The 25,552-nt window shown below is 68.0% G+C and carries 23 protein-coding genes; 11 read left to right on the forward strand and 12 right to left on the reverse strand.

Annotated elements, in window-relative coordinates:
* The first annotated feature begins 199 nt into the window (after positions 1 to 199).
* Together trpB and trpA are read left to right on the forward strand one after the other, a co-directional pair.
* Entirely contained in the window at positions 200 to 1,408 is a 1,209-nt protein-coding gene (trpB, locus tag ACNFIA_RS02860; RefSeq protein ID WP_259758339.1) for a tryptophan synthase subunit beta, read from the forward strand.
* Complete coding sequence (trpA, locus tag ACNFIA_RS02865; RefSeq protein WP_416782795.1) at positions 1,405 to 2,211, forward strand: tryptophan synthase subunit alpha; 807 nt, start codon at positions 1,405 to 1,407, stop codon at positions 2,209 to 2,211. The genes trpB and trpA overlap by 4 nt, the downstream gene beginning before the upstream one ends.
* Positions 2,212 to 2,566: 355 nt before the next feature.
* Here trpA and ACNFIA_RS02870 read toward each other — a convergent pair whose 3' ends face one another.
* Positions 2,567 to 4,072 carry a YdgA family protein gene (locus ACNFIA_RS02870; protein WP_416782796.1) on the reverse strand — a complete coding sequence of 502 codons (1,506 nt, stop codon included), beginning with the start codon at positions 4,070 to 4,072 and terminating at the stop codon, positions 2,567 to 2,569.
* Between the two features lie 190 nt (positions 4,073 to 4,262).
* Here ACNFIA_RS02870 and ACNFIA_RS02875 point away from each other — a divergent pair, with 190 nt between their 5' ends.
* Complete coding sequence (locus tag ACNFIA_RS02875) at positions 4,263 to 4,649, forward strand: VOC family protein (protein WP_259758335.1); 387 nt, start codon at positions 4,263 to 4,265, stop codon at positions 4,647 to 4,649.
* Between the two features lie 231 nt (positions 4,650 to 4,880).
* On the opposite strand, the gene ACNFIA_RS02880 is transcribed toward ACNFIA_RS02875, so the two are convergent.
* Positions 4,881 to 5,822 (reverse strand): AraC family transcriptional regulator, encoded by a 942-nt coding sequence (locus ACNFIA_RS02880; RefSeq protein ID WP_017518899.1) that lies wholly within the window; start codon positions 5,820 to 5,822, stop codon positions 4,881 to 4,883.
* Positions 5,823 to 6,134: 312 nt separating this feature from the next.
* Between ACNFIA_RS02880 and ACNFIA_RS02885 the strand changes: the two genes are divergently transcribed.
* Positions 6,135 to 6,449 (forward strand): putative quinol monooxygenase, encoded by a 315-nt coding sequence (locus tag ACNFIA_RS02885; protein WP_416782797.1) that lies wholly within the window; start codon positions 6,135 to 6,137, stop codon positions 6,447 to 6,449.
* A 35-nt stretch (positions 6,450 to 6,484) separates the two neighbouring features.
* Here the strand turns inward: ACNFIA_RS02885 and ACNFIA_RS02890 are convergent, their stop codons facing one another.
* From ACNFIA_RS02890 to ACNFIA_RS02910, 5 genes are all read right to left on the reverse strand, one after another.
* The gene (locus ACNFIA_RS02890) at positions 6,485 to 8,869 is read right to left on the reverse strand and encodes a TonB-dependent receptor (RefSeq protein WP_416782798.1); all 2,385 of its coding nucleotides are present in this window, start codon (positions 8,867 to 8,869) and stop codon (positions 6,485 to 6,487) included.
* Between the two features lie 367 nt (positions 8,870 to 9,236).
* Entirely contained in the window at positions 9,237 to 10,175 is a 939-nt protein-coding gene (locus tag ACNFIA_RS02895) for a FecR family protein (RefSeq protein WP_416782799.1), read from the reverse strand.
* Entirely contained in the window at positions 10,172 to 10,693 is a 522-nt protein-coding gene (locus tag ACNFIA_RS02900; protein WP_416782800.1) for a sigma-70 family RNA polymerase sigma factor, read from the reverse strand. The genes ACNFIA_RS02895 and ACNFIA_RS02900 overlap by 4 nt, the downstream gene beginning before the upstream one ends.
* A gap of 103 nt (positions 10,694 to 10,796) precedes the next feature.
* Positions 10,797 to 11,129 carry a DOPA 4,5-dioxygenase family protein gene (locus ACNFIA_RS02905; protein WP_416782801.1) on the reverse strand — a complete coding sequence of 111 codons (333 nt, stop codon included), beginning with the start codon at positions 11,127 to 11,129 and terminating at the stop codon, positions 10,797 to 10,799.
* The gene (locus ACNFIA_RS02910) at positions 11,126 to 12,022 is read right to left on the reverse strand and encodes a choline sulfate utilization transcriptional regulator (RefSeq protein WP_416782802.1); all 897 of its coding nucleotides are present in this window, start codon (positions 12,020 to 12,022) and stop codon (positions 11,126 to 11,128) included. Before ACNFIA_RS02910 ends, ACNFIA_RS02905 begins: the two co-directional genes overlap by 4 nt.
* Positions 12,023 to 12,151: 129 nt before the next feature.
* Here ACNFIA_RS02910 and betC point away from each other — a divergent pair, with 129 nt between their 5' ends.
* The 3 genes from betC to ACNFIA_RS02925 are packed head-to-tail and all read left to right on the forward strand — an operon-like array spanning position 12,152 to position 16,199.
* A complete protein-coding gene (betC, locus tag ACNFIA_RS02915; protein ID WP_416782803.1) occupies positions 12,152 to 13,669 on the forward strand; it encodes a choline-sulfatase in 1,518 nt (505 codons plus the stop codon).
* A gap of 27 nt (positions 13,670 to 13,696) precedes the next feature.
* A complete protein-coding gene (locus tag ACNFIA_RS02920; RefSeq protein ID WP_416782804.1) occupies positions 13,697 to 14,632 on the forward strand; it encodes a choline ABC transporter substrate-binding protein in 936 nt (311 codons plus the stop codon).
* Positions 14,633 to 14,639: 7 nt separating this feature from the next.
* Positions 14,640 to 16,199 carry a SulP family inorganic anion transporter gene (locus tag ACNFIA_RS02925; protein ID WP_416782805.1) on the forward strand — a complete coding sequence of 520 codons (1,560 nt, stop codon included), beginning with the start codon at positions 14,640 to 14,642 and terminating at the stop codon, positions 16,197 to 16,199.
* Positions 16,200 to 16,331: 132 nt separating this feature from the next.
* Here the strand turns inward: ACNFIA_RS02925 and aroE are convergent, their stop codons facing one another.
* Both aroE and hemF read right to left on the reverse strand, forming a co-directional pair.
* Positions 16,332 to 17,153 carry a shikimate dehydrogenase gene (gene aroE, locus ACNFIA_RS02930; RefSeq protein WP_416782806.1) on the reverse strand — a complete coding sequence of 274 codons (822 nt, stop codon included), beginning with the start codon at positions 17,151 to 17,153 and terminating at the stop codon, positions 16,332 to 16,334.
* Positions 17,154 to 17,396: 243 nt separating this feature from the next.
* Entirely contained in the window at positions 17,397 to 18,311 is a 915-nt protein-coding gene (gene hemF, locus ACNFIA_RS02935) for an oxygen-dependent coproporphyrinogen oxidase (RefSeq protein ID WP_416782807.1), read from the reverse strand.
* A gap of 182 nt (positions 18,312 to 18,493) precedes the next feature.
* Between hemF and ACNFIA_RS02940 the strand changes: the two genes are divergently transcribed.
* Complete coding sequence (locus tag ACNFIA_RS02940) at positions 18,494 to 19,471, forward strand: NADPH:quinone reductase (protein ID WP_259758321.1); 978 nt, start codon at positions 18,494 to 18,496, stop codon at positions 19,469 to 19,471.
* 205 nt (positions 19,472 to 19,676) lie between these two features.
* Here ACNFIA_RS02940 and ACNFIA_RS02945 read toward each other — a convergent pair whose 3' ends face one another.
* The 3 genes from ACNFIA_RS02945 to ACNFIA_RS02955 form a co-directional block, all read right to left on the reverse strand.
* Entirely contained in the window at positions 19,677 to 20,234 is a 558-nt protein-coding gene (locus ACNFIA_RS02945) for an L-threonylcarbamoyladenylate synthase (protein WP_416782808.1), read from the reverse strand.
* Between the two features lie 41 nt (positions 20,235 to 20,275).
* Positions 20,276 to 21,382, reverse strand: a complete 1,107-nt coding sequence (gene dprA, locus ACNFIA_RS02950; RefSeq protein ID WP_416782809.1) for a DNA-processing protein DprA — start codon at positions 21,380 to 21,382, stop codon at positions 20,276 to 20,278.
* 129 nt (positions 21,383 to 21,511) lie between these two features.
* Positions 21,512 to 22,537 (reverse strand): LysM peptidoglycan-binding domain-containing protein, encoded by a 1,026-nt coding sequence (locus ACNFIA_RS02955; protein ID WP_259758318.1) that lies wholly within the window; start codon positions 22,535 to 22,537, stop codon positions 21,512 to 21,514.
* Between the two features lie 137 nt (positions 22,538 to 22,674).
* Between ACNFIA_RS02955 and def the strand changes: the two genes are divergently transcribed.
* From def to rsmB, 3 genes are read left to right on the forward strand one after another with little or no spacing between them, the layout of a single operon-like run.
* A complete protein-coding gene (def, locus tag ACNFIA_RS02960; RefSeq protein ID WP_259758317.1) occupies positions 22,675 to 23,181 on the forward strand; it encodes a peptide deformylase in 507 nt (168 codons plus the stop codon).
* 54 nt (positions 23,182 to 23,235) lie between these two features.
* Complete coding sequence (fmt, locus tag ACNFIA_RS02965) at positions 23,236 to 24,180, forward strand: methionyl-tRNA formyltransferase (RefSeq protein WP_416782810.1); 945 nt, start codon at positions 23,236 to 23,238, stop codon at positions 24,178 to 24,180.
* Positions 24,177 to 25,487 (forward strand): 16S rRNA (cytosine(967)-C(5))-methyltransferase RsmB, encoded by a 1,311-nt coding sequence (gene rsmB, locus ACNFIA_RS02970; protein ID WP_416782811.1) that lies wholly within the window; start codon positions 24,177 to 24,179, stop codon positions 25,485 to 25,487. The genes fmt and rsmB overlap by 4 nt, the downstream gene beginning before the upstream one ends.
* The last annotated feature ends 65 nt before the right edge of the window (positions 25,488 to 25,552 follow it).

Raw genomic sequence — 25,552 nt, forward strand, 5'->3', positions numbered from 1 at the left:
ACCGCCCGCTCCTACACCGATCAGAGCCCCTCTCCCTAACCCTCTCCCGCAAGCGGGAGATGGGACCGTTTGGCGCAGGATGAACCCTTGGTATCAGCCGGCACAGACGGCTCCCTCTCTCTTCAGGGAGAGGGCTGGGGAGAGGGGAGCCCAGGCACAATGTCTCGGCAAGAGACAGGTTCCAACCAGGAGTGATCCCATGTCCACACTGCGCACCGGTCCAGACGCCAAGGGCCTGTTCGGCAGCTTCGGCGGCCAGTACGTCGCCGAAACCCTGATGCCGCTGATCCACGACCTGGCCCGCGAGTACGAGAAGGCCAAGGACGATCCGGCATTCCAGCAGGAACTGGCCTACTTCCAGCGCGACTACGTCGGCCGCCCGAGCCCGCTGTACTTCGCCGAGCGCCTGACCGAGCACTGCGGCGGCGCGAAGATCTACTTGAAGCGCGAAGAGCTGAACCACACCGGCGCGCACAAGATCAACAACTGCATCGGCCAGATCCTGCTCGCCAAGCGCATGGGCAAGCAGCGCATCATCGCCGAGACCGGCGCCGGCATGCACGGCGTGGCCACCGCCACCGTCGCCGCGCGCTTCGGCCTGCAATGCGTGATCTACATGGGCACCACCGACATCGATCGCCAGCAGGCCAACGTGTTCCGCATGAAGCTCCTCGGCGCCGAGGTGATCCCGGTCACTGCCGGCACCGGCACCCTGAAGGACGCGATGAACGAAGCGCTGCGCGACTGGGTGACCAACGTCGACAGCACCTTCTACCTGATCGGCACCGTGGCCGGCCCGCACCCGTATCCGGCGATGGTCCGCGACTTCCAGGCGGTGATCGGCAAGGAAACCCGCGAGCAGCTGGCCGAGAAGGAAGGGCGCCTGCCAGATTCCCTGGTCGCCTGCATCGGCGGCGGCTCCAATGCCATGGGCCTGTTCCACCCGTTCCTAGATGACAAGAGCGTCAAGATCATCGGCGTCGAAGCCGCCGGCCACGGGATCGAGACCGGCAAGCACGCGGCCAGCCTGAACGGCGGCGTGCCGGGCGTGCTGCACGGCAACCGCACCTTCCTACTGCAGGACGAGGACGGCCAGATCATCGACGCGCACTCCATCTCCGCCGGCCTGGACTACCCCGGCATCGGCCCGGAACACGCGTGGCTGCACGACATCGGCCGCGTCGAGTACACCTCGATCACCGACCACGAGGCGCTGCAGGCCTTCCACCAGTGCTGCCGGCTGGAAGGCATCATCCCCGCGCTGGAGTCCTCCCACGCGCTGGCCGAAGTCTTCAAGCGCGCGCCGAACCTGCCCAAGGACCACATCATGGTGGTGAACCTGTCCGGTCGTGGCGACAAGGACATGCAGACCGTCATGCACCACATGCAACAGGAGCCGCAAGCATGAGCCGCCTGCAGACCCGCTTCGCCGAACTCAAGGAGCAGAACCGCGCCGCCCTGGTGACCTTCATCACCGCCGGCGACCCGGGCTACTCGACCTCGCTGGACATCCTCAAGGGCCTGCCCGAGGCCGGCGCCGACGTGATCGAGCTGGGCATGCCGTTCACCGACCCGATGGCCGACGGCCCGGCGATCCAGCTGGCCAACATCCGCGCCCTGGGCAACGGCCAGAACCTGGCCAAGACCCTGAAGATGGTCCGCGAATTCCGCGCCGGCAACACCACCACCCCGCTGGTGCTGATGGGTTACTTCAACCCGATCCACTATTACGGCGTGGACAAGTTCATCGCCGACGCGAAAGAGGCCGGGGTCGATGGCCTGATCGTGGTGGACCTGCCGCCCGAGCACAACGAAGACCTGTGCCACCCGGCCCAGGCCGCGGGCATCGACTTCATCCGCCTGACCACTCCGACCACCGACGACCAGCGCCTGCCGACCGTGCTCGAAGGCAGCTCGGGCTTCGTCTACTACGTCTCGGTAGCCGGCGTGACCGGCGCCGGCGCGGCGACCCTGGAGCACGTCGAGCAGGCCGTGGCGCGCCTGCGTCGCCACACCGACCTGCCGGTTTCCATCGGCTTCGGCATCCGTACTCCGGAACACGCGGCGAGCGTCGCCCGCCTGGCGGACGGCGTGGTGGTGGGCTCGGCGCTGATCGACAAGATCGCCGAGGCGACCAGCTCCGCCGACGCGGTGCAGAGCGTGCTCGGGCTGTGCCGTCAGCTGGCCGAGGGTGTGCGGAACGCTCGCTGAGGATTGCCATCGGCTCCACGCCATCCCGCGCACGGACTCACTGTAGGAGCGCGCCATGCGCACGATCGTGGGCATGGCCCGCTCCTACAGGGAGCCCCGAAGCACGGCGGTTCGCGAGCAAGCTCGCTCCTACGAAAAACCGAAAACCCGGCCAATGCCGGGTTTTTCGTTTTTACGCACCGAAACGCATGGTTCGCTGCGTGCAGCCGGGCTTTCCTGTAGGAGCGAGCTTGCTCGCGAACAGATCTCGCCGGCGGCTTCGATACGGGGCGGGTTGGCGAGCAAGCTCGCTCCTACAAGGTCAGCCCCAGAAAAAAGCCCGGCGAATGCCGGGCCTTTTCGTTTCAGGTGCGGGTTATTCCACGCTCTCTTCCTGCGGCGCTTCTTCGCCTTCGGCGCCGCCGCCCAGGCCCAGGCCCTGTGCGGAGCCCATGGCAAATGCCATGAATTCCGGCACGCTCATGTCCTTGCCGTTGAACTTCACCTGGTCATTGGCGTAGGCCAGCGAGCTGGACAGCGAGTTGCCGTCAAGCACGGCCCATTCGGACTGCAGGGCCATGCCGCTGAACAGGTCGGTCATGGCATCGGACTGCTGCTTGAGCGCCACCGGGTCTGCGCTGCCGGCCGCCTCGTCGCCCAGCGTGCCCTGCAGGGCGACGATGTCGCCGATCACCGCCTTGTCCACTTTCAGGTCGGCCTTCAGCGCGGCCAGCACGCTGCGCGCCATCTCGTCGGGGGTGGCTGCCGCGGCGTTGGGCTTGCGCAGGTCCACCGACAGGGAAGCCTTGGCCACGCCATGGCTGGTCTGCAGCGACAGCTCGTCCAGCGACAGCACCGGCGAGCCCTCCAGCAGCGCCAGGCCGAGCTTCTTCAGCTCCTCTTCCTGGGCCGGGGTCAGCTCGGCGCTTTCCAGGCTGTCCAGGGCCATCTTGTTGTAGGACTCCTTGAAGGTCTTGAGCACGCCTTCGTCGAGGTTGCGCAGGCTCAGGTCGAGCTTCATGCCGCCGACTTCCTGGCCCTGCACCACGACCTTGCCGACGCGGTAGGAGACGCTCTGGTCCAGGCCCTTGCCGCCCTGCTTGAGCACTTCCTCGACCACGGCCTCGCGCAGCTCCACCGCCGGCGCGCCCGGCGACTGGATGTTCAGGCTCTTGATGGTGGCGGAGCTGGGGCCGAGGGCGAAGCCGTTGGCGTTTTCCTTCTTGTCGCCCTGCATGCCCAGGTCACGCAGCTGCACCTTGGCCGCCTGGCCAGTGCTGGGGTCGGTGAAGTCCAGGTCGACTTCGGCGAGCTTGCCCACCGCGCTCACGTTCTTCTTGTCGCCGGAGACGCTGAAGGCCAGGGTGATCGGCGACAGGCGCAGCTTGTCGCTGTCCTGGGCGAATGCGAAGGCGGCAGTTTCGACGCTGCCTTCCTGCTTCTGGTCGTAGTGGATGGTCAGCTCGCCCGACAGCGGCGCCTTGCCCCCGGCCGCGGCGAACAGCGGGGCGGTGAGTTCGTTCTGCTCCAGGGCGAAATGGCTCTGCGCCATGACCGGCGCCAGTTTGCCGGCCGCCAGGCGCGAGGCGGGGAAGGGGCCGTGCTCCAGGCGGTCGGTGAATACCAGGGTCTGCGGCTCGTCGCCTTCCTTGCCGGTGAAGGTCAGGTTGTAGCGCGCGGTGCTGGAGAACAGGCCGCGCTGGATGTCCACCAGCGTCAGGTAGGCGCCCAGGCCGGGGGCCTCTTCCTGGAACAGCTGGTTGGCTTCGGCGATGCCGCGGTTCACTTCCTGCTCGACGCGGGTGCCGGTGTACCAGGCGCCGGCAGCGGCGGCGCCGACGACGGCAACGGGAATGGCGATGGCCAGGGCGGTCTTCTTCATGTTGAGTCCTTTCAAGTGCGGCCGTACGGGGGACGTCCTGTCGACCGTGATGTGGGGTGGCCGGCGGGATGCTAGCAGGCGCCCTGCCATCACTCCAGCGCCGCTGACGACGGACTTCACGGCGCCAGCATTGACCGATCGGGCGCGGCTGTCAGGATAGAGCGTTCCATCCGCCCGGGAAGCCTTCGCCATGGCCCTGCTGCACAGCCTTCATCACGTCGCCCTGATCTGCTCGGACTATCCGCGCTCCAAGCATTTCTACACCCAGGTGCTGGGCCTGAAGGTGGTTGCCGAGACCTACCGCACCGCCCGCGACTCCTGGAAACTCGACCTGGAGCTGGGCGATGCGCGGCTGGAGCTGTTCTCCTTCCCCGGCGCGCCGGCGCGGCCGTCCTATCCGGAGGCGCAGGGGCTGCGCCACCTGGCCTTTGCCGTGGACGACCTGGAAAGCGCCGTGGCGCACCTGCAGAGCCACGGCGTGGCTTGCGAGCCGATCCGCGAGGATGAGCTGACCGGCAAGCGCTTCACCTTCTTCGCCGACCCGGATGACCTGCCGCTGGAGCTTTACGAGCGCTGAGTACGCGGCTCATGCCTTCGCAGGATAGCGTGGAGCGCAGCGATACCCATCAATCCCGGTTCAGGCACAGCATGGGTATCGCAAGCTCCACCCATCCTACGGGCTGAGCCCTGGCGTAAATGGGTTCGCGAGCAAGCTCGCTCCTACAGGCTGGGCGTTTGCTCGGCTCTTCGTAGGAGCGAGCTTGCTCGCGAACCGCACGGCAGAGGAACCGGACGGCTGGTGCAGGCGTTACGCCGGCACCGCCTCGCTGCCCAGCGCCCCGCGCAGGCTCGCCAGGTCGCGCAGCGGCGGCGCGCCGAACAGGCGGCTGTACTCGCGGCTGAACTGCGACGGGCTTTCGTAACCGACGCGGTGCCCGGCCACCGCTACTTCCAGCCCTTCCGACAGCATCAGCCGCCGCGCTTCCTGCAGGCGCAGCTGCTTCTGGTATTGCAGCGGGCTCAGGGCGGTCACTTCCTTGAAGCGGTGGTGCAGGGTGGACACGCTGAGGTTCACCTCGCGGGCCAGGTCCTCGATGCGCAGGGACTTGTCGTAGTTGCGGTTGAGCCACTCGATGGCACGGGTGACGCGGTGGGTCTGGCTGTCGGTCATCGCCAGGTCATGCAGCAGGTGGCCCTGCGGACCGCGCAGCAGGCGGTATAGGATTTCGCGGACGAACAGCGGCGCCAGCATCTCGATGTCGCGCGGCGTATCCAGCAGGCGCATCAGCCGCAGCAGCGCGTCGAGCACGGTGCAATCCACGCGCTGCAGGTAGATGCCGCGGCTGGCCGGACGCGGCGCACTGCCGGCAAGGCCCGCCTCGGCGATCAGCCGGGTCAGCTCGCCGGGGTCGATGTCCAGGCGGATGGACAGGTAGGGTTTGTCCGGCGAGGCCTCGATCACCTGGCCGGACACCGGCAGCGTCACCGACACCACCAGCAGGTTGAGTTCGTCGTAGCGATAGACCTCGCTGCCCAGGCGCACCTCCTTGCAGCCCTGGGCGATCACGCACAGGGCCGGGCGGTAGAGCGTCGGCATGCGGCCTTCGCTGGGGCTGTCGTTGCGCGCGACCAGCAGCGAATCGATGGCGGTTTCGAAGACCCCCTCACCCTGGCAGTGACGCTGGATGATGTCGGCCAGCTCCTGGCGGCCGGCGGCAATGGGATCAAAGGCGGGAACGGACTGGGACATGCACAGGACCTCCAGTGGCGGCGCACGAAGCTTACGCCCACGGCGCGGCGGCAAGTGTGACAGTAAGGCAGCCGCTGGAGGATCAGGCAAGCAATCGGCAGGAATGGACAAGCCATCCTGCCATCGGCTCGCGCACCGTGGCAGTGCAGGGCCCGGGAACGCCCGCTTTTGGGGCTTGGCGAATGCCCGGCAGGATCAGGCAAGAAGGCGACAGCATCCGGATAACGCAGCGCCCTGGCCGGGCCGTAATCTTCCTGTCAGTCGTCCGAGGAGCCACCTCGGACAACTTCGGCGTAATGCGGAGGACAGGACATGCACTGGCAACCCATCGAACACGAATTGCAGATCCACCCCCGGCAAGGGCACGAGGCGGAACTGGGCGCCCTGATCGACCACCTGGTCGATGGCGCCCGCCGCGCGCCGGGCTGCCTGCGCTGCCAGCTGGTGGCCCGGGATACCGGCCAGCCGTGGCTGCTGCAGGGCAGTTGGAAGAACGAGGAGGCGCTGCTGGATTACTTCGCCACGCCCTCCTCGCAACTGCTCGGCGAGGTGCTGTTATGCCACTGTCGAAGCCTGAGCGGCGGCATCGTGGAAACCCTGGATCAGGCCACCGGAAAGGTGGCCTGAGTTTTTTCGGATAGCGGACCTGCGCCTTCGCGCGCTCAGTATTCCAGGCTCCAGCCCAGGGTGAAGGTGCGACCGCGGCCCTGGTAGTCGTACAGATAGGCCGGTCCGTAGGTGGGCGAATAGAACAGCGCGGCGCGCTGGCCCCAGACGGTGCTGTACTGCTTGTCCAGCAGGTTCTGGATACCGGCGCTGAAGGTGCCGAAACCGGTCTTCTGCTCACTCATCAGGTCGAAGGTGGTGTAGCCGTCGATCTCGTGGTCCGCATCGTCCTTCAGGTTGAAGGCGTGCTGGGCCTGCAGGCGGGCACTGCGTTGGCCATCGCCCCAGCCGACGAATGCGGTGGACTTGGACAGCGATGCATAGCGGGCATCGCGCTTGATCCAGTCGCCATCGGCGTCCTCCTCTTCCGAGCGCACCAGGTGCAGCGTGGTGCCGCCCTGCCAGCCGTTCTCGAAGTAGCGGGTGACCGCGCCCTCGAAGCCGAAATCGCGGCTCTTCTGGTCCTGCACGTCGATGGTCAGGGTCGCCTGGTCGGTGGTGATGATCTTGTCCGACCAGATGTAATAGACCGCCGCCTGGGCCTGCCACTGCAGGTCGCTGTAGCGCCAGCCGGTCTCGACCTGGCGGCTCTTGATGCCGGCCAGCGGGTTGTCGTCCACCGACAGGCCGGCCTTGCCGTAGTACTTGGCCGGGTCGGGCAGGTCGAAGCCTTCGCTGTAGTTGGTCCAGACCTGGTGGCCGTTCTTGAAGTCGTAGATCGCGCCGAGGTTGAACAGGTTGACCTGGTAGTCGTTGTTGCCGCCGGGCACGCCTTTGAAGTCGTCCACCTCGACGTCCATCTTCTGGTGGCGCGCGCCGCCGGAGAGGGTCAGGTGGTCGGTGACCTTCCAGTCCAGCTGGCCATACACCGACAGGCCGTCGACGGTGTAGCTGGGGTAGCGCGGCGCGCTGCTGGCGGTCTCCAGGTCCAGGCCGCCGCTCTCGGAAGACAGGCGCTGGTCGAAGACCTTCTGCTCGGCGTTGAAGCGCTCATGGTCGAAGTCCACGCCGTAGGTGAACTTGAGCGAATCCCACTGCTTGCTGAACAGGCCCTTCAGGCCGCTGACTTCGAAGTTCTGCTGCGAGGCGGCGAAGTACACGCCCTTCGAGCCGGTGGGCTTGCCGGTGTTGTAGTAGGGGAAGGGGTAGAAGTTGTCGTCTTCCTTGCGGTAGTACGCCTGCAGGTAGAAGTCCTGCTCCAGCAGGTTGCTGTGGTGGTAGTTGGCGTTGAGCAGCACGCGGCGGGTGCGCGGCTCGAGGTCGGTGTCCATGCCGCTGCGGATCTGTGCGTCTTCCAGGTCCGACGGCGCCTGGTACTTCAGGTTGGGAAAGTAGATGCCGGTGCTGCCGTCGTTGCCCGAGTCGTAGTACTGCGCCAGCAGGTCGAGGCTCTGCTCGTCGGTGAACTGGGCGGTGAGGTTGCCCATCACGTCGACGGTGCGGTTGTACTGCAGGTCGGTCTGGGTGTTGTCGATGAAGATCTGGTTGCCGGCGCCGTCGTAGAAGGCCTCGTTCTTCTCCGCCGAGACGCCCAGGCGGCCGACCACGCGGTCGTTGCCGCCGCTGATGGACTGCGCGGCGCGGGTCGACAGGTCGTCGCTGTTGTTGAAGCCGCTGCTGGCGCCCAGCTGCGTCTCGAAACGGGTGTCGCCGGCCGCGCCCTTCTTGGTGATGATGTTGATGATCCCGCCCGTGGCGCCGCCGCCGTAGATGGCGCTGGCGCCGGAGAGCACTTCGATGCGCTCGACGTTGAACGGCGAGATGCTGTCGAACTGGCGCGACAGGCCCCGCGAGCTGTTCTGGCTGACGCCGTCGATCATCACCAGCACATTGCGCCCGCGCATGTTCTGGCCATAGTTGGTGCGGCCTTCGGGTGCCAAGTCGAGGCCGGGGACCAGCTTGCCCACGGCCTCCTTGAGGCTGACGCCGGTGTCCAGCTGTTCGCGCAGCTGGGTCTGCTCGACGACCCACACGGTGCCGGGGATCGAGCTGATCTCGGTGGGCGTGCGCGCCGCGACGCTGATCTGCATCGGCGCCAGGCTGAGGGCGGCGGAATCGTCCTGCTCGCGCTGGAGCAGCACGGTGCGCTCGTCGGTGAAGCGCCAGCTCACGCCGCTGCCGGAGAGCAACTGGTTGAGCGCTTCCTCGGTGGTGTAGGTGCCGTCCAGCCCTTCGCTCTGCAGGCCCTGGATGTCCTCGGAGTTGAACAGCAGGTGCAGCCCGGCCTGGTCGGCGAACTGGGTCAGCGCGCTGTCCAGGCTGCGCGGAGCGATGTGCAGCTCGACAGCGGCGGAGCCGGCCGCGTGGGCCAGGGGAGCGGCGGCGCCGAGCAGGGAGGCCAGCAACAGCGCACGGTGCAGCGGGGAAGGACGGTAAGGCATGCGGGTGAAATCCGTTCTCGTGGGGGGCAGGGTCGCGTATTGAGAATTCTTCGCGTTCCTGCCTACGACGAAACGGCCAGGCAAACCTTGCAGCGCCGACTGCAAAAAATTTTCATTTTCTTGCGAGACGGCCCGCTCTGCGGTTTCCCTACCTGTAGGAGCGAGCGTGCTCGCGAACAGCCATGGCAGAGCAATCAACCTGTAGGAGCGCGCCATGCGCGCGATCGCGGGCATGGCCCGCTCCTACACGGGGCGCCGAGCTTTCCAGGACCGTAGGATGGGTGGAGCGGAGCGATACCCATGCTGATCGGGCACGGCTATTGATGGGTATCGCTTCGCTCCACGCCATCCGACGAAAAGAAAAGAGTCAGGCTTTGGGCACTGGGCGGATCAGCACCAGCCAGGGCAGGTGAGTCACCCGCACCGGCTGCAACCGCTCCAGGGTCTTGAGCAGCGCGCCGGGGTCCTGCAGGTCGAACACGCCGCTGACCTTGTGCTGGCGCAACGCGCCGTCGGTGAGCACGATGCGCCCCGGCACGTAGCGCTCCAGCTCGTCGAGCACCTCAGCCAGCGGGCGCTGGTTGAAGATCAGCTTGCCGCGCTGCCAGGCGCTGGCACTGGACAGGTCCAGCGGCTGCACCGGATCGGGGGCTGCGCTGTCGCGGTAGCTCAGGCGCTCGCCCGCGGACAGCCGCACCGGCGCGCTGCCGGCATTGTTCACCTGCACCACGCCTTCGCTCACGTCCACGCGCACCTGCGGCCCACGGCTGTCCACATCGAAGCGCGTGCCCACAGCGCGCACTTCGCCGCCTTTCGCCTCGACGATGAATGGCCGCGCGGCATCCTTGGCCACCTCGAACAACGCCTCGCCACCCTGCAGGCGCAAGCGCCGCTGCTGCGGGCTGAAGTCCACCGACAGCGCGCTGCCGCTGTTCAGCCAGACGCGGCTGCCATCGGGCAGCTCCAGCATCCGTCGCTCGCCGGTCGCGGTGGCGTAATCGGCAAACAGCCCGGCCAGCGGCTGGGGCAGGGATAGGGTCAGCGCGATAGCCGCCACACACGCAGCGGCCGCCATGGCCAGGACACGGCGAGGACGCCGCGCGCGTTGACGATAGCGCTGGGCGTGGCGGGTTTCCGGCAAGGCGCCCCACAGGGCCTCGGCCTCGCGGGCGGCCTGTTCGTGGTCCGCGCTCTGCCCGCGCCAGCGCAGGAAATCCAGGCGCTCGGCAGCCCCGGCACGCCCCGAATGCAACTGTGCCAGGCGCTCGATGGCCTCGTCGGCCAGGCGCGATTGCACCCGGCTCATGGCGCGCCCTCCTGGCGCTGCGCCCAGTCGCGGCAATGGCGCATGGCCTGGACGATGTACTTGCCCACCATGCTCTCGGACACCCCCAGGCGCCGGGCGATCTGCGCGTGGGTGAGGCCGTCGAGACGGTTCATCAGCAGCGCCTCGCGGGCGTTCGTCGGCAACTGGTCGAGGGCAGCGTCCAGATGTTCCAGCGCCTCATGGGCGAGCAGGCGGTGCTCCAGCCCGGCCGCGGGGTCGCTCAGGTCGTTGGCGGCAGTTTCGTCCACGTGCAGCTCGGCCAGCCGCCCCTCGCGGCGCAGGTTATCGATGGCGATGTTGCCGGCGACGCGGAACAGGTAGGCGCGCGGGTCCTGCACCTCGGCCTCGGCGGGGTGGTCGGCCAGGCGCAGCCAGGTGTCCTGGGCCACGTCGGCGGCGCGCTGCTGGTCGCCCAGCCTGCGGGCGAGAAAGCGCATCAGGTCCGCGTAATGCGCCTGGAAGCTCTGCAGCAGGGAGGAGGAGGCGAAGCGCCGCATGATGGCCGAAATACCCTGGATAACCGGCCAACGTCTGTCAGGCCGATGCGAAGGGTGGGCAGCATACAACGAATCGAGAATTATTATCGAATGCAAAAAAGTGTCAGCTCGTGAACTGCGAGAGGTCCAGCGGCCGCACGTCTCCCATCCACAGGGCGTAGTCGCGATGGTCGCGCAGGTCGTTGCCGGTGTTGGGGTGGACGAAGATCACCAGGCCGTCGCGGTTGAGCGCCAGCCAGGGCACCAGGGTGGCGAAGGTGGCGTTGTCGAAGGCCAGCTGGCAGCTCCAGTCCGGGTGCGGGCCGACCGGCCGTTCGTGGACGCGGCCCATCTTCGCGCCAAAGCGACGCGCCGCCTCCTCGCACAGGGCTCGGGCTCGCTCGATCGTGCTCGCATCGAAATAGACGTGCGCGTGGAAGTCCTGAATCTCGCTCATGGGTCCTGCTCCAGTTCCGCCTGCAACCAGTCGACGAACCGCTGGACCAGGCGCATGCGCCGTTTGCGCTCGGGCAGCACGGCGTAATAGCCGAAACGCGACTCCAGCGATCCGGCGATGGGTCGGCACAGTAACCCCTGTTCCAGCAATTCGTCGACCAGGTGCCGCCAGCCAATGGCCACGCCCTGCCCGGCGATGGCCGCCTGCACCAGCAGGGTGTAGTTGTCGAAGCGCAGCCCCGCGGGCGCCGGCGCGCCATTGATACCCAGCGCGCGGTACACGCCGCTCCAGTCGAACCAGCGGCTGGACGCCTCGGGTTTCAGGTGCAGCAACGGCAGCTCGGTGAGCGCCTGGGGCGACAGCGGCAGCTCGCGGCCTTCCAGCAGGCGCGGGCTGCACACCGGGAAGACCCCCTCGCTGAACAGGCGCAGCGCCTCGCCATGCTTGAAGCGCCCGTCGCCGAAGGCGATGGCGACGTCGATATCGCTGCGCAGGGCAATCGGGCTGCGGTCGCTGCTGATCAGGCCGACGTCCAGCTCCGGGTGCGCCTGGCGAAAGCGCGGCAGGCGCGGCATCAACCAGTACGCGGCGAAGGCGAAATCGGTGGCGACCTGCAGGACCTCATGGGGATGCTTCGCGGTGACCGCGGCGATGCCCGCGTCGATGCTCTCCAGCCCCGCCTGGACGTGCTGCTGCAGCACCTGCCCGCTCTCGGTGAGGGCGATGCCGCGGTGGATGCGGTCGAACAGGCGCACGGCGAGAAGCTTCTCCAGGCGCTTGATCTGCTGGCTGACCGCCGGCTGGGTGGTGCCCAGCTCGCCGGCGGCGGCGGTGAAGCTGAGCAGCCGGGCGGCGGACTCGAACACGCGCAACAGTTCCAGCGGCACGCTCACGGCACTTTCTCACATAAGCCAGTGTTATCCGAAGCATGCTGCGCCATGCACTTCACCCCATATCCACCAGCCCACAGACTCATGCCGTACAGCATCCCATAACAGCGCCAACAGGATAAGCCCACCGCCATGAAGCGCCAGCGCCCGAACATCCTCTTCATCATGGCCGACCAGATGGCCGCGCCGCTCCTGCCCTTCTACGACGAGCAGTCGCCGATCAAGCTGCCCCACCTCGCACGCCTTGCCGGCGAAGGCGTGGTGTTCGACTCGGCCTACTGCAACAGCCCGCTCTGCGCGCCCTCGCGCTTCACCCTGGTCAGCGGCCAGCTGCCGACGAAGATCGGCGCCTGGGACAACGCCGCAGACTTTGCCGCCGACATCCCCACCTACGCGCACTACCTGCGCCGCCTGGGCTACCGCACCGCGCTGTCGGGCAAGATGCACTTCTGCGGCCCGGACCAGCTGCACGGCTACGAGGAACGCCTGACCAGCGACATCTACCCCGCCGACTACGGCTGGGCAGTGAACTGGGACGCGCCGGACGTGCGCCCGAGCTGGTACCACAACATGTCCTCGGTGCTGCAGGCCGGCCCGTGCGTGCGCACCAACCAGCTCGACTTCGACGAGGAGGTGGTGTTCAAGGCGCGCCAATACCTCTACGACCACGTGCGCGAACACCCCGAGCAGCCGTTCTGCCTCACCGTGTCCATGACCCACCCGCACGACCCCTACACCATCCCCCGCGAGTACTGGGACCTGTACCGCGACGAGGACATCCCGCTGCCCACGGTGCAGATCGCCCAGCACGAGCAGGATCCGCACTCGCAGCGCCTGCTCAAGGTGATCGATCTGTGGGGCCAGGAGATGCCCGAGGACAAGGTCCGCGCCGCCCGCCGCGCCTACTTCGGCGCGTGTAGCTATGTGGATGCGCAGATCGGCGCGCTGCTGCGCACCCTGGAGGATTGCGGCCTGAGTGAAGACACGCTGATCGTGTTCTCCGGCGACCACGGCGACATGCTGGGCGAGCGTGGCCTCTGGTACAAGATGCACTGGTTCGAGATGGCCGCCCGCGTGCCGCTGCTGGTGCACGCGCCCCAGCGCTTCGCCGCGCACCGCGTCAGCCAGTCGGTGTCCACCGTGGACCTGCTGCCCACCCTCGTCGAGCTGGCCGGCGGCACCATCGAACCCGGCCTGCCCCTGGACGGCCGCTCGCTGCTGCCGCACCTGCAAGGCACCGGCGGCCATGACGAGGTGATCGGCGAATACACCGCCGAGGGCACCGTCAGCCCGCTGATGATGATCCGCCGCGGCGACTTCAAGTTCATCTACTCCGAGCAGGACCCGTGCCTGCTCTTCGATCTGGCCAACGACCCGCGCGAGCTGCAGGACCTCATGGATTCGCCGGCCCACGCCAACCTGGTCCGCGACCTGCTGGGCGAAGCCCGCGCGCGCTGGGACATTCCGGCCATCACCCGGCAAGTGCTGGCCAGCCAGCGCCGCCGCCGACTGGTGGCCGACGCGTTGAACCGCGGCACGCGCCGCAGCTGGGACCACCAACCCCTGGTCGACGCCAGCCAGCAGTACATGCGCAACCACATCGACCTCGACGATCTGGAGCGCCGCGCCCGCTATCCGCAACCGAAATAACAACCACAAGCCGAAGGGGATGGGAGCATGAAGACCACCGTACGAACCGCATCAACGCTGTTGCTGGCCGGCGCACTCGCGCTGGGCGGCCCGCTGGCCCGCGCCGAGGACGAAGCCTGCCGTACGGTGAAGCTGGCCGACCCGGGCTGGACCGACATCGCCGTCACCAACGGCATCGCCGCCGTCCTCCTCGAGGGCCTGGGCTACCAGGTGAAGATCGACACCCTGTCGGTGCCCATCACCTACGGCGGCCTGCGCGACGGCCAGGTGGACGCCTTCCTGGGCAACTGGATGCCGGCGCAGCAAGGCTTTTACGATCAGTTCATCGCCAGCCAGCAGGTCACCCAGCTGGCGAAGAACCTCCAGGGCACCGAGTTCACCCTGGCCGTGCCAACCTACGTATGGGACGCCGGGGTGAAGACCTTCGCCGACCTGGACCGGCACGCCGAGCAGTTCAACCGCAAGGTCTACGGCATCGGCTCCGGCGCGCCGGCCAACCAGTCGATCCAGAAGATGATCAGCGGCGACGAGTTCGGCCTGGGTGACTGGAAGCTGGTGGAATCCAGCGAACAGGCGATGCTCGCCGAGGTCGGCCGCGCAGTGAAGCGCCAGCGCTGGGTGGTGTTCCTCGGCTGGACGCCGCACCCGATGAACGTGAAGCTCGACATGAAGTACCTCACCGGCGGTGAGAAGTACTTCGGCAGCACCGGCAGCGTGTTCACCGTGACCCGCAACGGCTATGCCCAGCAGTGCCCCAACAGCGGCAAGCTGCTGGCCAACCTGTCGTTCGACCTGGCGATGGAGAACGCCATCATGGCCCAGGTGCTGGAACAGAACGTGAAGGCCGCCGACGCGGTGAAGGCCTGGATCAAGGCCAACCCGCAGCGCCTCGACACCTGGCTGCAGGGCGTGAAGGCCCGCGACGGCGGCGATGCCCTGGCCGCCGTGAAGGCGACGCTGTGATCCGTCGATGGAGCGCCTGATCCGCCTGCTGCCGTTCCTTGCCTGGCTGCCGCAGGTTACGCGGGGCGACCTGCGTCGCGACCTCGGCGTGGGCCTCTCCGGCGCGGTGCTGGCCCTGCCGCAGTCGATGGCCTACGCGCTGATCGCGGGGCTCCCCGCGCAATACGGGCTCTACGCGGCGATGCTGCCGGTCATGATCGCCTGCCTGTGGGGTTCGTCCAGGCATATGGTCGGCGGCCCGACGGCGGCGATCTCGGTGGTGCTGTTCACCACCATCGCCCCACTGGCGCCGCCCGGCAGCGCGCCGTTCATCCAGTACGCGCTGCTGCTGACCTTTCTCGCCGGGCTGTTCCAGTGGCTGCTGGGCATGCTGCGCTTCGGCGTGCTGGTGAATTTCGTTTCGCACTCGGTGCTGCTGGGCTTCACCTGCGGCGCCGCGCTGGTGATCGCGATCGGTCAATTGCCCTACCTGCTCGGCATCGCCGCGAGCGGGCAGGGCACGGCGCTGACCAGCGCCGCCGCGCTCTGGGGGACCTTGCCGCAGTTCCATGGACCATCCCTGCTGGTGGGGCTGTTCAGCCTGGCACTGAGCCTGATCGTGAAGCGCCTGTGGCGCGGCGGCCCGGCGTTGCTCGTCGGGCTGCTCGGCGCCAGCGCACTGGTCTGGGCGCTGCCGGCCACCTTCGCCGGTGTCGCCAGGGTCGCGGCGTTCCGCAGTGCGCTGCCGCCGTTCAGCCCGCTGTCGTTCGATCTGTCGGCCATCGCCCATTTGCTGCCCTCGGCCGTCGCCTGCGGCATGCTCGGGCTGGTCACCAGCCTGTCCATCGCCCGCGCCCTCGCCGCGCGCTCGCACCAGCCGCTGGATGCCAACCAGGAGGTGCGCGCCCAGGGCTTGTCGAACCTGCTCGGGCCATGGCTGTCCGGCACGCTGTCCGCCGGCTCGTTCACCCGCTCCGGGCTGAACCAGGAGGCCGGTGCGCGCACGCCGCTGGCCGGGGTGTTCTCGGCGCTGTGGGTCGCGTTGCTGGCGGTGGCCGCTGCCGGTCTGATCGCTCATATCCCGCTGCCGGCCATGGCCGCCGGCATCCTGCTGATCTGCTGGAACCTGATCGACCGCCCGGCCCTGCGCGCGCTGTGGACAGGCAGCCGCGCGGAGTCCCTGGTCATGCTGCTGACCCTCGCCGCCACCCTGCTGTTGCCGCTGCAGAACGCCATCTACGCGGGCGTGCTGGCCTCGCTGTTCTTCTACCTCAAGCGCACCTCGCAGCCGCGCGTGCAGCACTGGCAGAGGGAAGACGAGGAGGTGCTGCGCATCGAGGGCTCGATCTTCTTCGGCGCCTGCGATTACCTGCAGAAGCTGATGCAGCGCAGCCAGGGCGAACGCCTGGTGCTGGACGCCCACCACGTGAATTTCATCGATTTTGCCGGCGCCCAGATGCTCCAGCAGGAAGCCCGCCGCCTCGCCAGCGAAGGTCGCCGCCTGGTGCTGCGCAACGCCCGGCCACGGGTGCGCGCGGAGCTGGAGAGGCAGATGGGGGAGGGTGGGGTGTTGGTGGTGGAGGAATAAAGCCCAGGTCCTCGCCCCGCTCCACGGTGACCGGTAATTGCCATTGTAGGAGCGAGCTTGCTCGCGAACGGATTTCCCGGAGACGGCAGTGCCAAGCGGTTCGCGAGCAAGCTCGCTCCTACAGGGTTTGGATCAGCCCTTGAGCTGCCGCCGCAATGCGTCCAGCACCGGCGCCGAATCCGGGCGCACGCCGCGCCACAGCAGGAAGGCTTCCGCCGCCTGCTCCACCAGCATGCCCAGCCCGTCGATACAGCGTGCCGCGCCATGCTCGGCGGCCCAGTGGTTGAAGGCGGTCTCGTCGCGGCCGTACATCATGTCGTAGCAGACGGTATGCCCCGGCCGGATCAGCGCCGGGTCGATGGGCGGCAGCTCGCCGGCCAGGGAGGCCGAGGTGCCGTTGACGATCAGGTCGAACGGCTCCGCATGCAGGTCGAAACCACCACCGCTGACCGGGCCCAGGTCCTGAAATTCCTGCGCCAGCTGCTCGGCCTTCGATGCCGTGCGATTGGCGATGACGACGCAGGCCGGCTGCTGGCCGAGGAAGGGTTCGAGGATACCGCGCACCGCGCCACCGGCGCCCAGCACCAGGATGCGCGCGCCACGCAGGGCGACGCCGTGGTTCACCGTCAGGTCGCGGGTCAGCCCGGCGCCATCGGTGTTGTCGCCCAGCAGTCCGCCACCGTCGAGCTTCTTCAGCGTGTTCACCGCACCGGCCCGGCGCGCGCGCTCGGTCAGCTCGGTGGCCAGGCGGTAGGCGTCTTCCTTGAACGGCACGGTGACGTTGCCGCCCAGGCCCTGCTCGAAGAACGCGCGGGCATTTCCGGCAAAGTCGTCCAGCGGCGCCAGCCGCGCGTCATAGCTCAGCGCCTGGCCGGTCTGCTCGGCGAACAGACGATGGATCTGCGGCGACTTGCTGTGGCCGATGGGGTTGCCGAAGACGCAGTAGCGGTCCATTCAGAATCCTGGAGCGTGAAAAACGGGAAGGCGCAGAGATTGCCGTTTTCCCCCCTCGGTGCCAAGCCTGTAGGAGCGCCCCATGGGCGCGATCGCGGGCATGGCCCGCTCCTACAAATGTAGGGGAATAGGCTCTCGTAGGAGCGGAGCTTCTCCGCGATCACCGCGATAGCGGTGCAATCTTCCACCACGGGCCTGGCGGCGGCATCGCGAATAAGATCCGCTCCTACAGTCGGACGATGGTCAGCCCTGCGCCAGCCAGTCCCGGTCGGTGAGGAAGTACTCGGTCAGGCGCGCTTCCTCGCTGCCCGGCTCGGGTTTCCAGTCGTAGCCCCAGCGCACCTGCGGCGGCAGCGACATGAGGATCGACTCGGTGCGCCCGCCCGACTGCAGGCCGAACAGGGTGCCGCGGTCGTAGACCAGGTTGAACTCGACGTAGCGGCCCCGGCGGAAGGCCTGGAACTCGCGCTGCTGCTCCGTGTAGGGGGTGTCCTTGCGCTTGCGCACGATGGGCAGGTAGGCGTCGATGTAGGCATCGCCGATGGCGCGCAGGAAGGCGAAGCTGGTGTCGAAATCCCACTGGTTCAGGTCGTCGAAGAACAGGCCGCCGACACCGCGCGGTTCGTTGCGGTGCTTGATGTGGAAATAGCGGTCGCACCACTCCTTGTAGCGCGGGTAGATGTCCTCGCCGAAGGGGGCGCAGGCGTCGCGGGCGACCTGGTGCCAGAGCACGCAGTCTTCCTCATGGGCGTAGTAGGGCGTCAGGTCGAAGCCGCCGCCGAACCACCAGACCGCTTCCTCGCCTTCCTTCTCGGCGATGAAGAAGCGCACGTTGGCGTGGGAGGTGGGCACGTGGGGGTTGGTCGGGTGGATCACCAGCGACACGCCCAGCGCCTGGAAGCCGCGCCCGGCCAGTTCCGGGCGGTGCGCGCTGGCGCTGGGCGGCAGGCCGGCGCCGAACACGTGGGAGAAGTTCACCCCGCCCTTCTCGATCAGCGCGCCGTCACCGATGACCCGCGTCCGACCGCCGCCACCCGCCGGCCGCTGCCAGGCGTCCTCGACGAAGCGGGCGCTGCCGTCCTCGGCTTCGAGTGCGGCGCAGATGCGGTCTTGCAGGTCGAGCAGGTAGGCCTTCACGGCCTCGATGCGATCGGTCACGAGAATCACCTTGGAGCGGGAAAGCCACGCGTGGCGCGGGCCGGAGCGGGGTTCGGGTACGAAAACGGGCGCCAGCATACCATCGCCGACGGCAAAGCTGGTCTTGACGCCCGTCATGCGGGCGGCTTGGATGAAAGTCTTTTCCCCGGCGAGGCAGCGCCTCGCGCCATCAGGAGAGCGACATGGCCAAGCGTGTTCAATTCGCCAAGACCGGCGGCCCGGAAGTGCTCGAGATCGTCGACTACACCCCGGCCGAGCCCGGCCCGAACGAGGTGCGGGTGCGCAACCGCGCCATCGGCCTGAACTTCATCGACACCTACTACCGCAGCGGCCTGTATCCCGCGCCGAGCCTGCCCTCCGGCGTCGGTACCGAAGGCGCCGGTGAGGTGGAGGCGGTGGGCAGCGCGGTGACCAACGTGAAGGTCGGCGACCGCGTCGGCTACGCAACCGGCCCGCTGGGTGCGTACAGCGAGCAGCACGTGCTGCCGGCGGCGAGCGTGGTGAAACTGCCGGATGCGATCACCTTCGAGCAGGCCGCCGCCGTCATGCTCAAGGGCCTCACCGTGCAGTACCTGCTGCGCCAGACCTACAACGTGCAGCCGGGCCAGACCATCCTCTGGCACGCCGCTGCCGGCGGCGTCGGGCTGATCGCCTGCCAGTGGGCCAAGGCCATCGGCGCGCACCTGATCGGCACCGTGAGTTCGGCCGCCAAGGCGGAACTGGCGAAGGCCCACGGCGCCTGGGCAACCATCGACTACAGCCACGAGAACGTGGTCGAGCGCGTGCTGGCGCTCACCGACGGCAAGAAGTGCCCGGTGGTCTACGACTCGGTGGGCAAGGACACCTGGCTGACATCGCTGGACTGCACCGCCCAGCGCGGCCTGGTGGTGAGCTTCGGCAACGCTTCCGGGCCGGTGGATGGGGTAAACCTGGGCATCCTGTCGCAGAAGGGCTCGCTCTACGTCACCCGGCCCACGCTATTCGGCTACGCCAGCACGCCGGAGCGGCTGCAGGCCATGGCCGACGACCTGTTCGGCATGATCACCAGCGGCAAGGTGAAGGTGGAGATCAACCAGCGCTTCGCCCTGGCGGATGCCGCCAAGGCGCAGACCGAGCTGGCGGCGCGACGCACGACCGGGTCGACCATTCTGCTGCCGTAACCCTGTGGGAGCGCCCCATGGGCGCGATCGCGGGCGTGGCCCGCTCCTACAAATGCGCACGGCACAACGGTTCGCCGTGCCGGAGACAGACGCCGGGAACTGCTTTCGCAGGAGCGGAGCTTCTCCGCGATCACCGCAATACCGGTGCAACCAGCCACCGCCGGCCTGTCGGCCGGTTTCGCGGATAAGATCCGCGCCTGCAGGGTCAGGACGGACGTACGATTTCGCCGGTACGCAGATCGCGGATCAGGCTGGGATTGCGGCGCCCGCCGAGGGCGCCGCCCAGTACGCCATCCAGCTCGCCACGGAAGTACTGTTCCACCCGCAGGCGGCTGCGCGCCGGCGGACGGCCAGCGGGGTTGGCGGAGGTGGAGATCAGCGGGCCGGTGAATTGGCACAGCTCGCGCACCAGCGGGTGGTCGGTGACGCGCAGGGCCACGGTATCGTGCTCGCCGGTCACCCACTCGGGCAGGCGGCCCTGGTGCGGCACCAGCCAGGTGTTCGGGCCGGGCCAGCTGGCGGCGAGCGTGTCCTGCCAGGCGTCGGGCAGGTCGTCGAGGAGGAAGTCGAACTGGCTGATGTCGCCGGCCACCACGATCATGCCCTTTTCCACCGGGCGCGCCTTGATCGCCAGCAGGCGGTACACGGCGTCGGCGCTCCACGGGTCGCAGCCCAGGCCCCAGACGGCTTCGGTCGGGTAGGCGATCACACCGCCATCGCGCACGACCTGGGCCATGCGCTGGGTACGCCAGTTGCTGTACATCGAACACTCCTCGGATCTGCGATGCGCGGCAGTTTACGTGCTCAAGGGGCGCGATGCACCCAGACGCCGGCCTCGCAGGCCACCCGTCCGTCCAGCTCCAGTTCGGTGAGCTCCACCAGTACCTGCGGCAGCTCCAGGCCACTGCGCAGCGCCAGTTGTTCGCTGCTTTGCGGGGCGGCGCGCAGCAGATCGACCAGCGGGTGCGCCGGCAGCGCAGGCGCGGGGTGCACCGCCGGCGCGCCGTGGGTCCAGCCCCGCAGGCCTTCGAGGATGTGCTCGACGGTTTCCACCAGCGTCGCGCCCTGGCGGATCAGCTCATGGCAGCCGCGCGCGCCGGGATGATGGATCGACCCCGGGATGGCGTAGACCTCGCGACCCTGCTCGGCGGCCAGGCGCGCGGTGATCAGCGAACCACTGGAAGGGCTGGCCTCCACCACCAGCGTGCCCAGCGACAGCCCGCTGATGATGCGATTGCGCCGGGGGAAATTCGAGGCCTGCGGCGCGCAGTTCAGCGGCAGCTCGGAGATCACCGCGCCGCCCTGCTCGACGATGCGTTCGGCCAGCCCGAGATGGCGGCGCGGATAGAGGTGCTCCAGCCCCGTTCCCAGCACGGCGACTGTCTTGCCGCCAGCTTCCAGCGCCCCTTCATGGGCGGCGCCATCGATGCCCAGGGCCAACCCGCTGGTGATCACGAAGCCGCCGCCCGCCAGGCTGCGGGCGAAGGCGCGCGCGGTGTCCAGCCCCGGCCTGCTGGCCCGGCGGCTGCCGACGATGGCCAGCTGCGGCCGCTCCAGCAACTCCGGCGCGCCGGCCACGAACAGCAGCGGCGGGGCATCACCCAGCTCCGCCAGTAGGGCGGGATAGATCGCCGCGTCCCACATGAGCAGGTGGTGCTGCGGCGCCTCCAGCCAGCGCAACGCCGCGGCGGCCTGTTCGCGGATGCCGGCATAGCGGCGCGGCTCGGCACAGGCGGCGGGCAGGCCCAGGGAGCGCCAGGCCGATGCCGGCGCACTCAAGGCGGCGGACGCCGAGCCGAAGGCCTCCAGCAGGCGGCGAAAACGTCGCGGGCCCAGCTCGGGCAGGGCGTGCAGGCGCAGCCGCGCTTCCAGTTCGGCAGGGGAGACGGGGCAGGGCGACTCGGCGGACATGGCGCAATCCTTGGCGGCGGAAGACCTCCGGACTATGCCGCGCAGGCCGGCGCCCGGGCTGTCAGACCGTTCCGGATCGCGCCCATAAAAAACCCCGCCGAGGCGGGGTTTCTTCGAGTCAGACACGCATCAGGGATTGAGGACGCGGTCGTTGACTTCCAGCGAACGGGTGGCGTTGAGCACCAGGCCGTAGCTCAGGCGGTTGTAGGTGCGGAAGATCATCAGCAGGCCGGAACGCTCGTCCGGGATCTTCACCATTTCATCGGTGACGCGATCGCGTACGGTTTCACCCAGCTTGTAGATCGCCAGCACGTTGCCTTCGGCCAAGCCGTCGCGGGCGCCCTTGTCGATGGTCACCACGTCGTACTTGCCGATCTGGGTCACGCCGCGCGGCACGTCGATGATGGTGCCCTTGATCGGCGCGCTCGGCTCGCTGGGCATGAAGGTCGAGTTGATCGCGCGTTCCTCGGTGGGGAACAGGCGGTCGCCCGGGCGCACTTCCTGGGTGGTGCGGGTCAGGTTGAGGGTGGCGATGTCGCCTTCCTTCGCCGTGACGTTGGCGCCGCCGACGTCCATGGCATCGATGCCCAGGACTTCGTTGGTTTCCGGGTCGGTGTAGACCTTGGCCTGGCGGAAGATGCCGTAGCTGTTCTGCTCCGACAGCGAGTTGCCGCGGGCGTAGGCGCGGTCGCCGGCGCCGCTGATCACGCTCTCCTGGTCGCCGGCAACCACATAGGGGGCGTTGGAGAAGTCGGCGTCGGTGTCGACGATGCGGTTGGACAGCAGGAAGGCGTTGATCTTGTCCAGCGGGATGGTCGGGATCGCCTCGGCGATCGGCGTGCTGCGCACGCGCGGCGACAGCTTGATGGTCCCGCGGGACTCGCCGCGGTTGAGCACCAGGCGCGGTTGGCCATCGATATAGGTCAGGCTCAGCACGTCACCCGGATAGATCAGGTGCGGGTTCTGGATCTGCGGATTCACCTGCCAGATTTCCGGCCACTTCCACGGCTTGCTGAGGAACTTGCCGGAGATGTCCCAGAGGGTGTCGCCCTTCACTACGGTATAGCGATCCGGATGGCCTTCCTTGAGCTGCACGGCAGCCTGCGCCACCCCGCCTGCGGCGAGCAGCAGCAGGGCGAGTAGTGTTTTCCTCATGCGGTGAATCCCTTTATTATGTGTACACATGAAACGCCTGGAAGCCGCCCCTACCGCGCTTTCCAGCGTTTTTCGATGCTGCTCAGCATATTAGCAGTCGATTTTGACTTTATTCCACAAGTGCATCACAAACGTATATGGCCATTCTGAACATTCTCGAATTCCCCGATCCGCGCCTGCGGACCATCGCCAAGCCGGTCACGGTCTTCGATGATGCCCTGCGCACGCTGATCGACGACATGTTCGAGACCATGTACGAGGCGCCGGGCATTGGCCTGGCGGCGACGCAGGTCAACGTGCACAAGCGCGTCGTGGTGATGGACCTGTCCGAGGACAAGTCCGAACCCCGGGTGTACATCAACCCCGAGTTCGAATTCCTCACCGAGGAAATGGACCAGTACCAGGAAGGCTGCCTGTCGGTGCCGGGCTTCTACGAAAATGTAGACCGTCCCCAGAAAGTGCGGATCAAGGCCCAGGATCGCGACGGCAACCCGTTCGAGGAAGAGGCCGAGGGCCTGCTCGCGGTGTGCATCCAGCACGAGTGCGATCACCTGAACGGCAAGCTGTTCGTCGACTACCTGTCCAACCTCAAGCGCGACCGCATCCGCAAGAAGCTGGAAAAGCAGCACCGGCAACAGGCGTGACCCCATCCCCCAAAGGCTTGCCCCGGCAAGCCTTTTGTTTTTTGTGAGCCAGAAATGAGCCAAGCACTGCGCATCGTCTTCGCCGGTACCCCGGAATTCGCCGCCGAACACCTCAAGGCCCTGCTCGATACTCCCCACGAGATCGTCGCTGTCTACACCCAGCCGGACCGCCCGGCCGGCCGCGGCCAGAAGCTGATGCCCAGCCCGGTCAAGCAGCTCGCCATGGACAACGGCCTGGCCGTACTGCAGCCGCCGACCCTGCGCGATCCCGCCGCCCAGGCGGAGCTGGCTGCGCTGGCGCCGGACCTGATGGTGGTGGTGGCCTATGGGCTGATCCTGCCGCAGGCGGTGCTGGACATCCCGCGCCTGGGTTGCATCAACAGCCACGCCTCCCTGCTGCCGCGCTGGCGCGGCGCCGCGCCGATCCAGCGCGCGGTGGAGGCAGGCGATGCGCAGAGCGGCGTGACGGTGATGCAGATGGAAGCGGGCCTGGACACCGGGCCGATGCTGCTCAAGGTCAGCACCCCGATTTCCGCCGACGATACCGGCGGCAGCCTGCACGAACGCCTCGCCGAGCTGGGCCCGAAGGCCGTGGTCGAGGCCATTGCTGGCCTCGCCGCCGGCACGCTCAAGGGCGAGGTGCAGGACGATGCCCTGGCCACCTACGCCCACAAGCTGAACAAGGAAGAGGCGCGCATCGACTGGACGCGCCCGGCCGACGAACTGGAGCGCCGCATTCGCGCCTTCACCCCCTGGCCGGTGTGCCACACCACCCTGGGCGATGCGGCGCTGAAGGTGCTCGGCGCCAGGCCGGGGCAGGGCAAGGGCGAGCCCGGCAGGATTCTCGAGGCCAGCCGCGACGGCCTGCTGGTCGCCTGCGGTGAAGGCGCGTTGCTGCTGACCCGCCTGCAGCTGCCCGGTGGCAAGCCGCTGGCCTTCGCCGACCTGTTCAACAGCCGCCGCGAGCAGTTCGCGCCAGGGCAGGTGCTGGGCGCATGAGTACCAATCCCCGTCTGGCGGCGGCCCGCGCGCTGGCCGCCGTGCTCGCCGGCCGCGCCTCCCTGGGCAGCTCGCTGCCGACCCAGCTGGAGAACGTCGAGCCGCGCGACCGTGGCCTGGTGCAGGAGCTGGCCTTCGGCGCCGCCCGCTGGCAGCCGCGCCTGTCCACCCTGGCCGCGCGCCTGCTGCAGAAGCCGTTCAAGGCCGGCGACCGTGACGTCGAGGCGCTGCTGCTGGTCGGCCTGTACCAGCTGCTCTACACCCGTATTCCGCCGCACGCCGCCATTGGCGAGACGGTCGGCTGCGCGGACAAGCTGAAGAAGCCCTGGGCCAAGGGCCTGCTCAACGCCGTGCTGCGCCGCGCGCAGCGCGAGAGCGAAACCCTGCTGGCCGAGGTCGACAAGGACCCGGCCGCGCGCCTGGCGCACCCGCGCTGGCTGCAGAAGGCGCTGAAGAAGTCCTGGCCGGAGCAGTTCGAAGCGATCTGCGCCGCCAACAACGCGCACCCACCGATGACCCTGCGGGTGAACCGCCGCCACGGCAGCCGCGATGCCTATCTGGAGGAGTTGAACCGGGTCGGCTTCGACGCCACGGCTTGCGCGTTCAGCCGCGATGGCATCAACCTGGTGCAGCCGTGCGACGTGCGCGAGCTGCCGGGCTTCGCCGAAGGCCGCGTCAGCGTGCAGGACGAGGCCGCGCAATTGGCCGCCGACCTCCTGGAGCTGGCGCCGAACCAGCGCGTGCTGGACGCCTGCTGCGCCCCCGGCGGCAAGACCTGCCACCTGATGGAAGCCGAGCCGGCGCTGGCCGGCGTGGTCGCCGTGGACCTGGAAGAGAGCCGCCTGGTGCGCGTGCGCGAGAACCTCGCCCGCCTGCAGCTTTCGGCCGAGCTGTTCGCCGCCGACGCTCGCGACACCGCGAAGTGGTGGGACGGCAAGGCCTTCCAGCGCATCCTGCTGGACGCGCCGTGTTCCGCCACCGGGGTGATCCGCCGCCATCCGGACATCAAGCTGACCCGCACCGCCGAAGACATCGAGGCGCTGGCACAGCTGCAGAGCGAGCTGCTCGACGCGCTGTGGGCGACCCTCGAGGTCGGCGGCGTAATGGTCTACGCGACCTGCTCGGTGTTGCCGCGGGAGAACAGCGAGCAGATGGCCGCCTTCCTCGCCCGCACCCCCGGCGCCCGCGAACTGGACCTGCCCGGCCCGTGGGGCATCAAGCAGCCCCATGGGCGCCAGCTGCTGCCACAGCCCGGCGGGCATGACGGTTTCTATTATGCCAAGCTGATCAAGATCTCAGCGCGATAGGCCACACGGGCTGCGGCGCGTTGACGAGACGTCGCCCGGGCACGGTTTCGAATGCGCGGTGACAT

Source organism: Pseudomonas sp. NY15437 (genome assembly GCF_048068435.1).
GTDB lineage: Bacteria > Pseudomonadota > Gammaproteobacteria > Pseudomonadales > Pseudomonadaceae > Pseudomonas > Pseudomonas nitroreducens_B.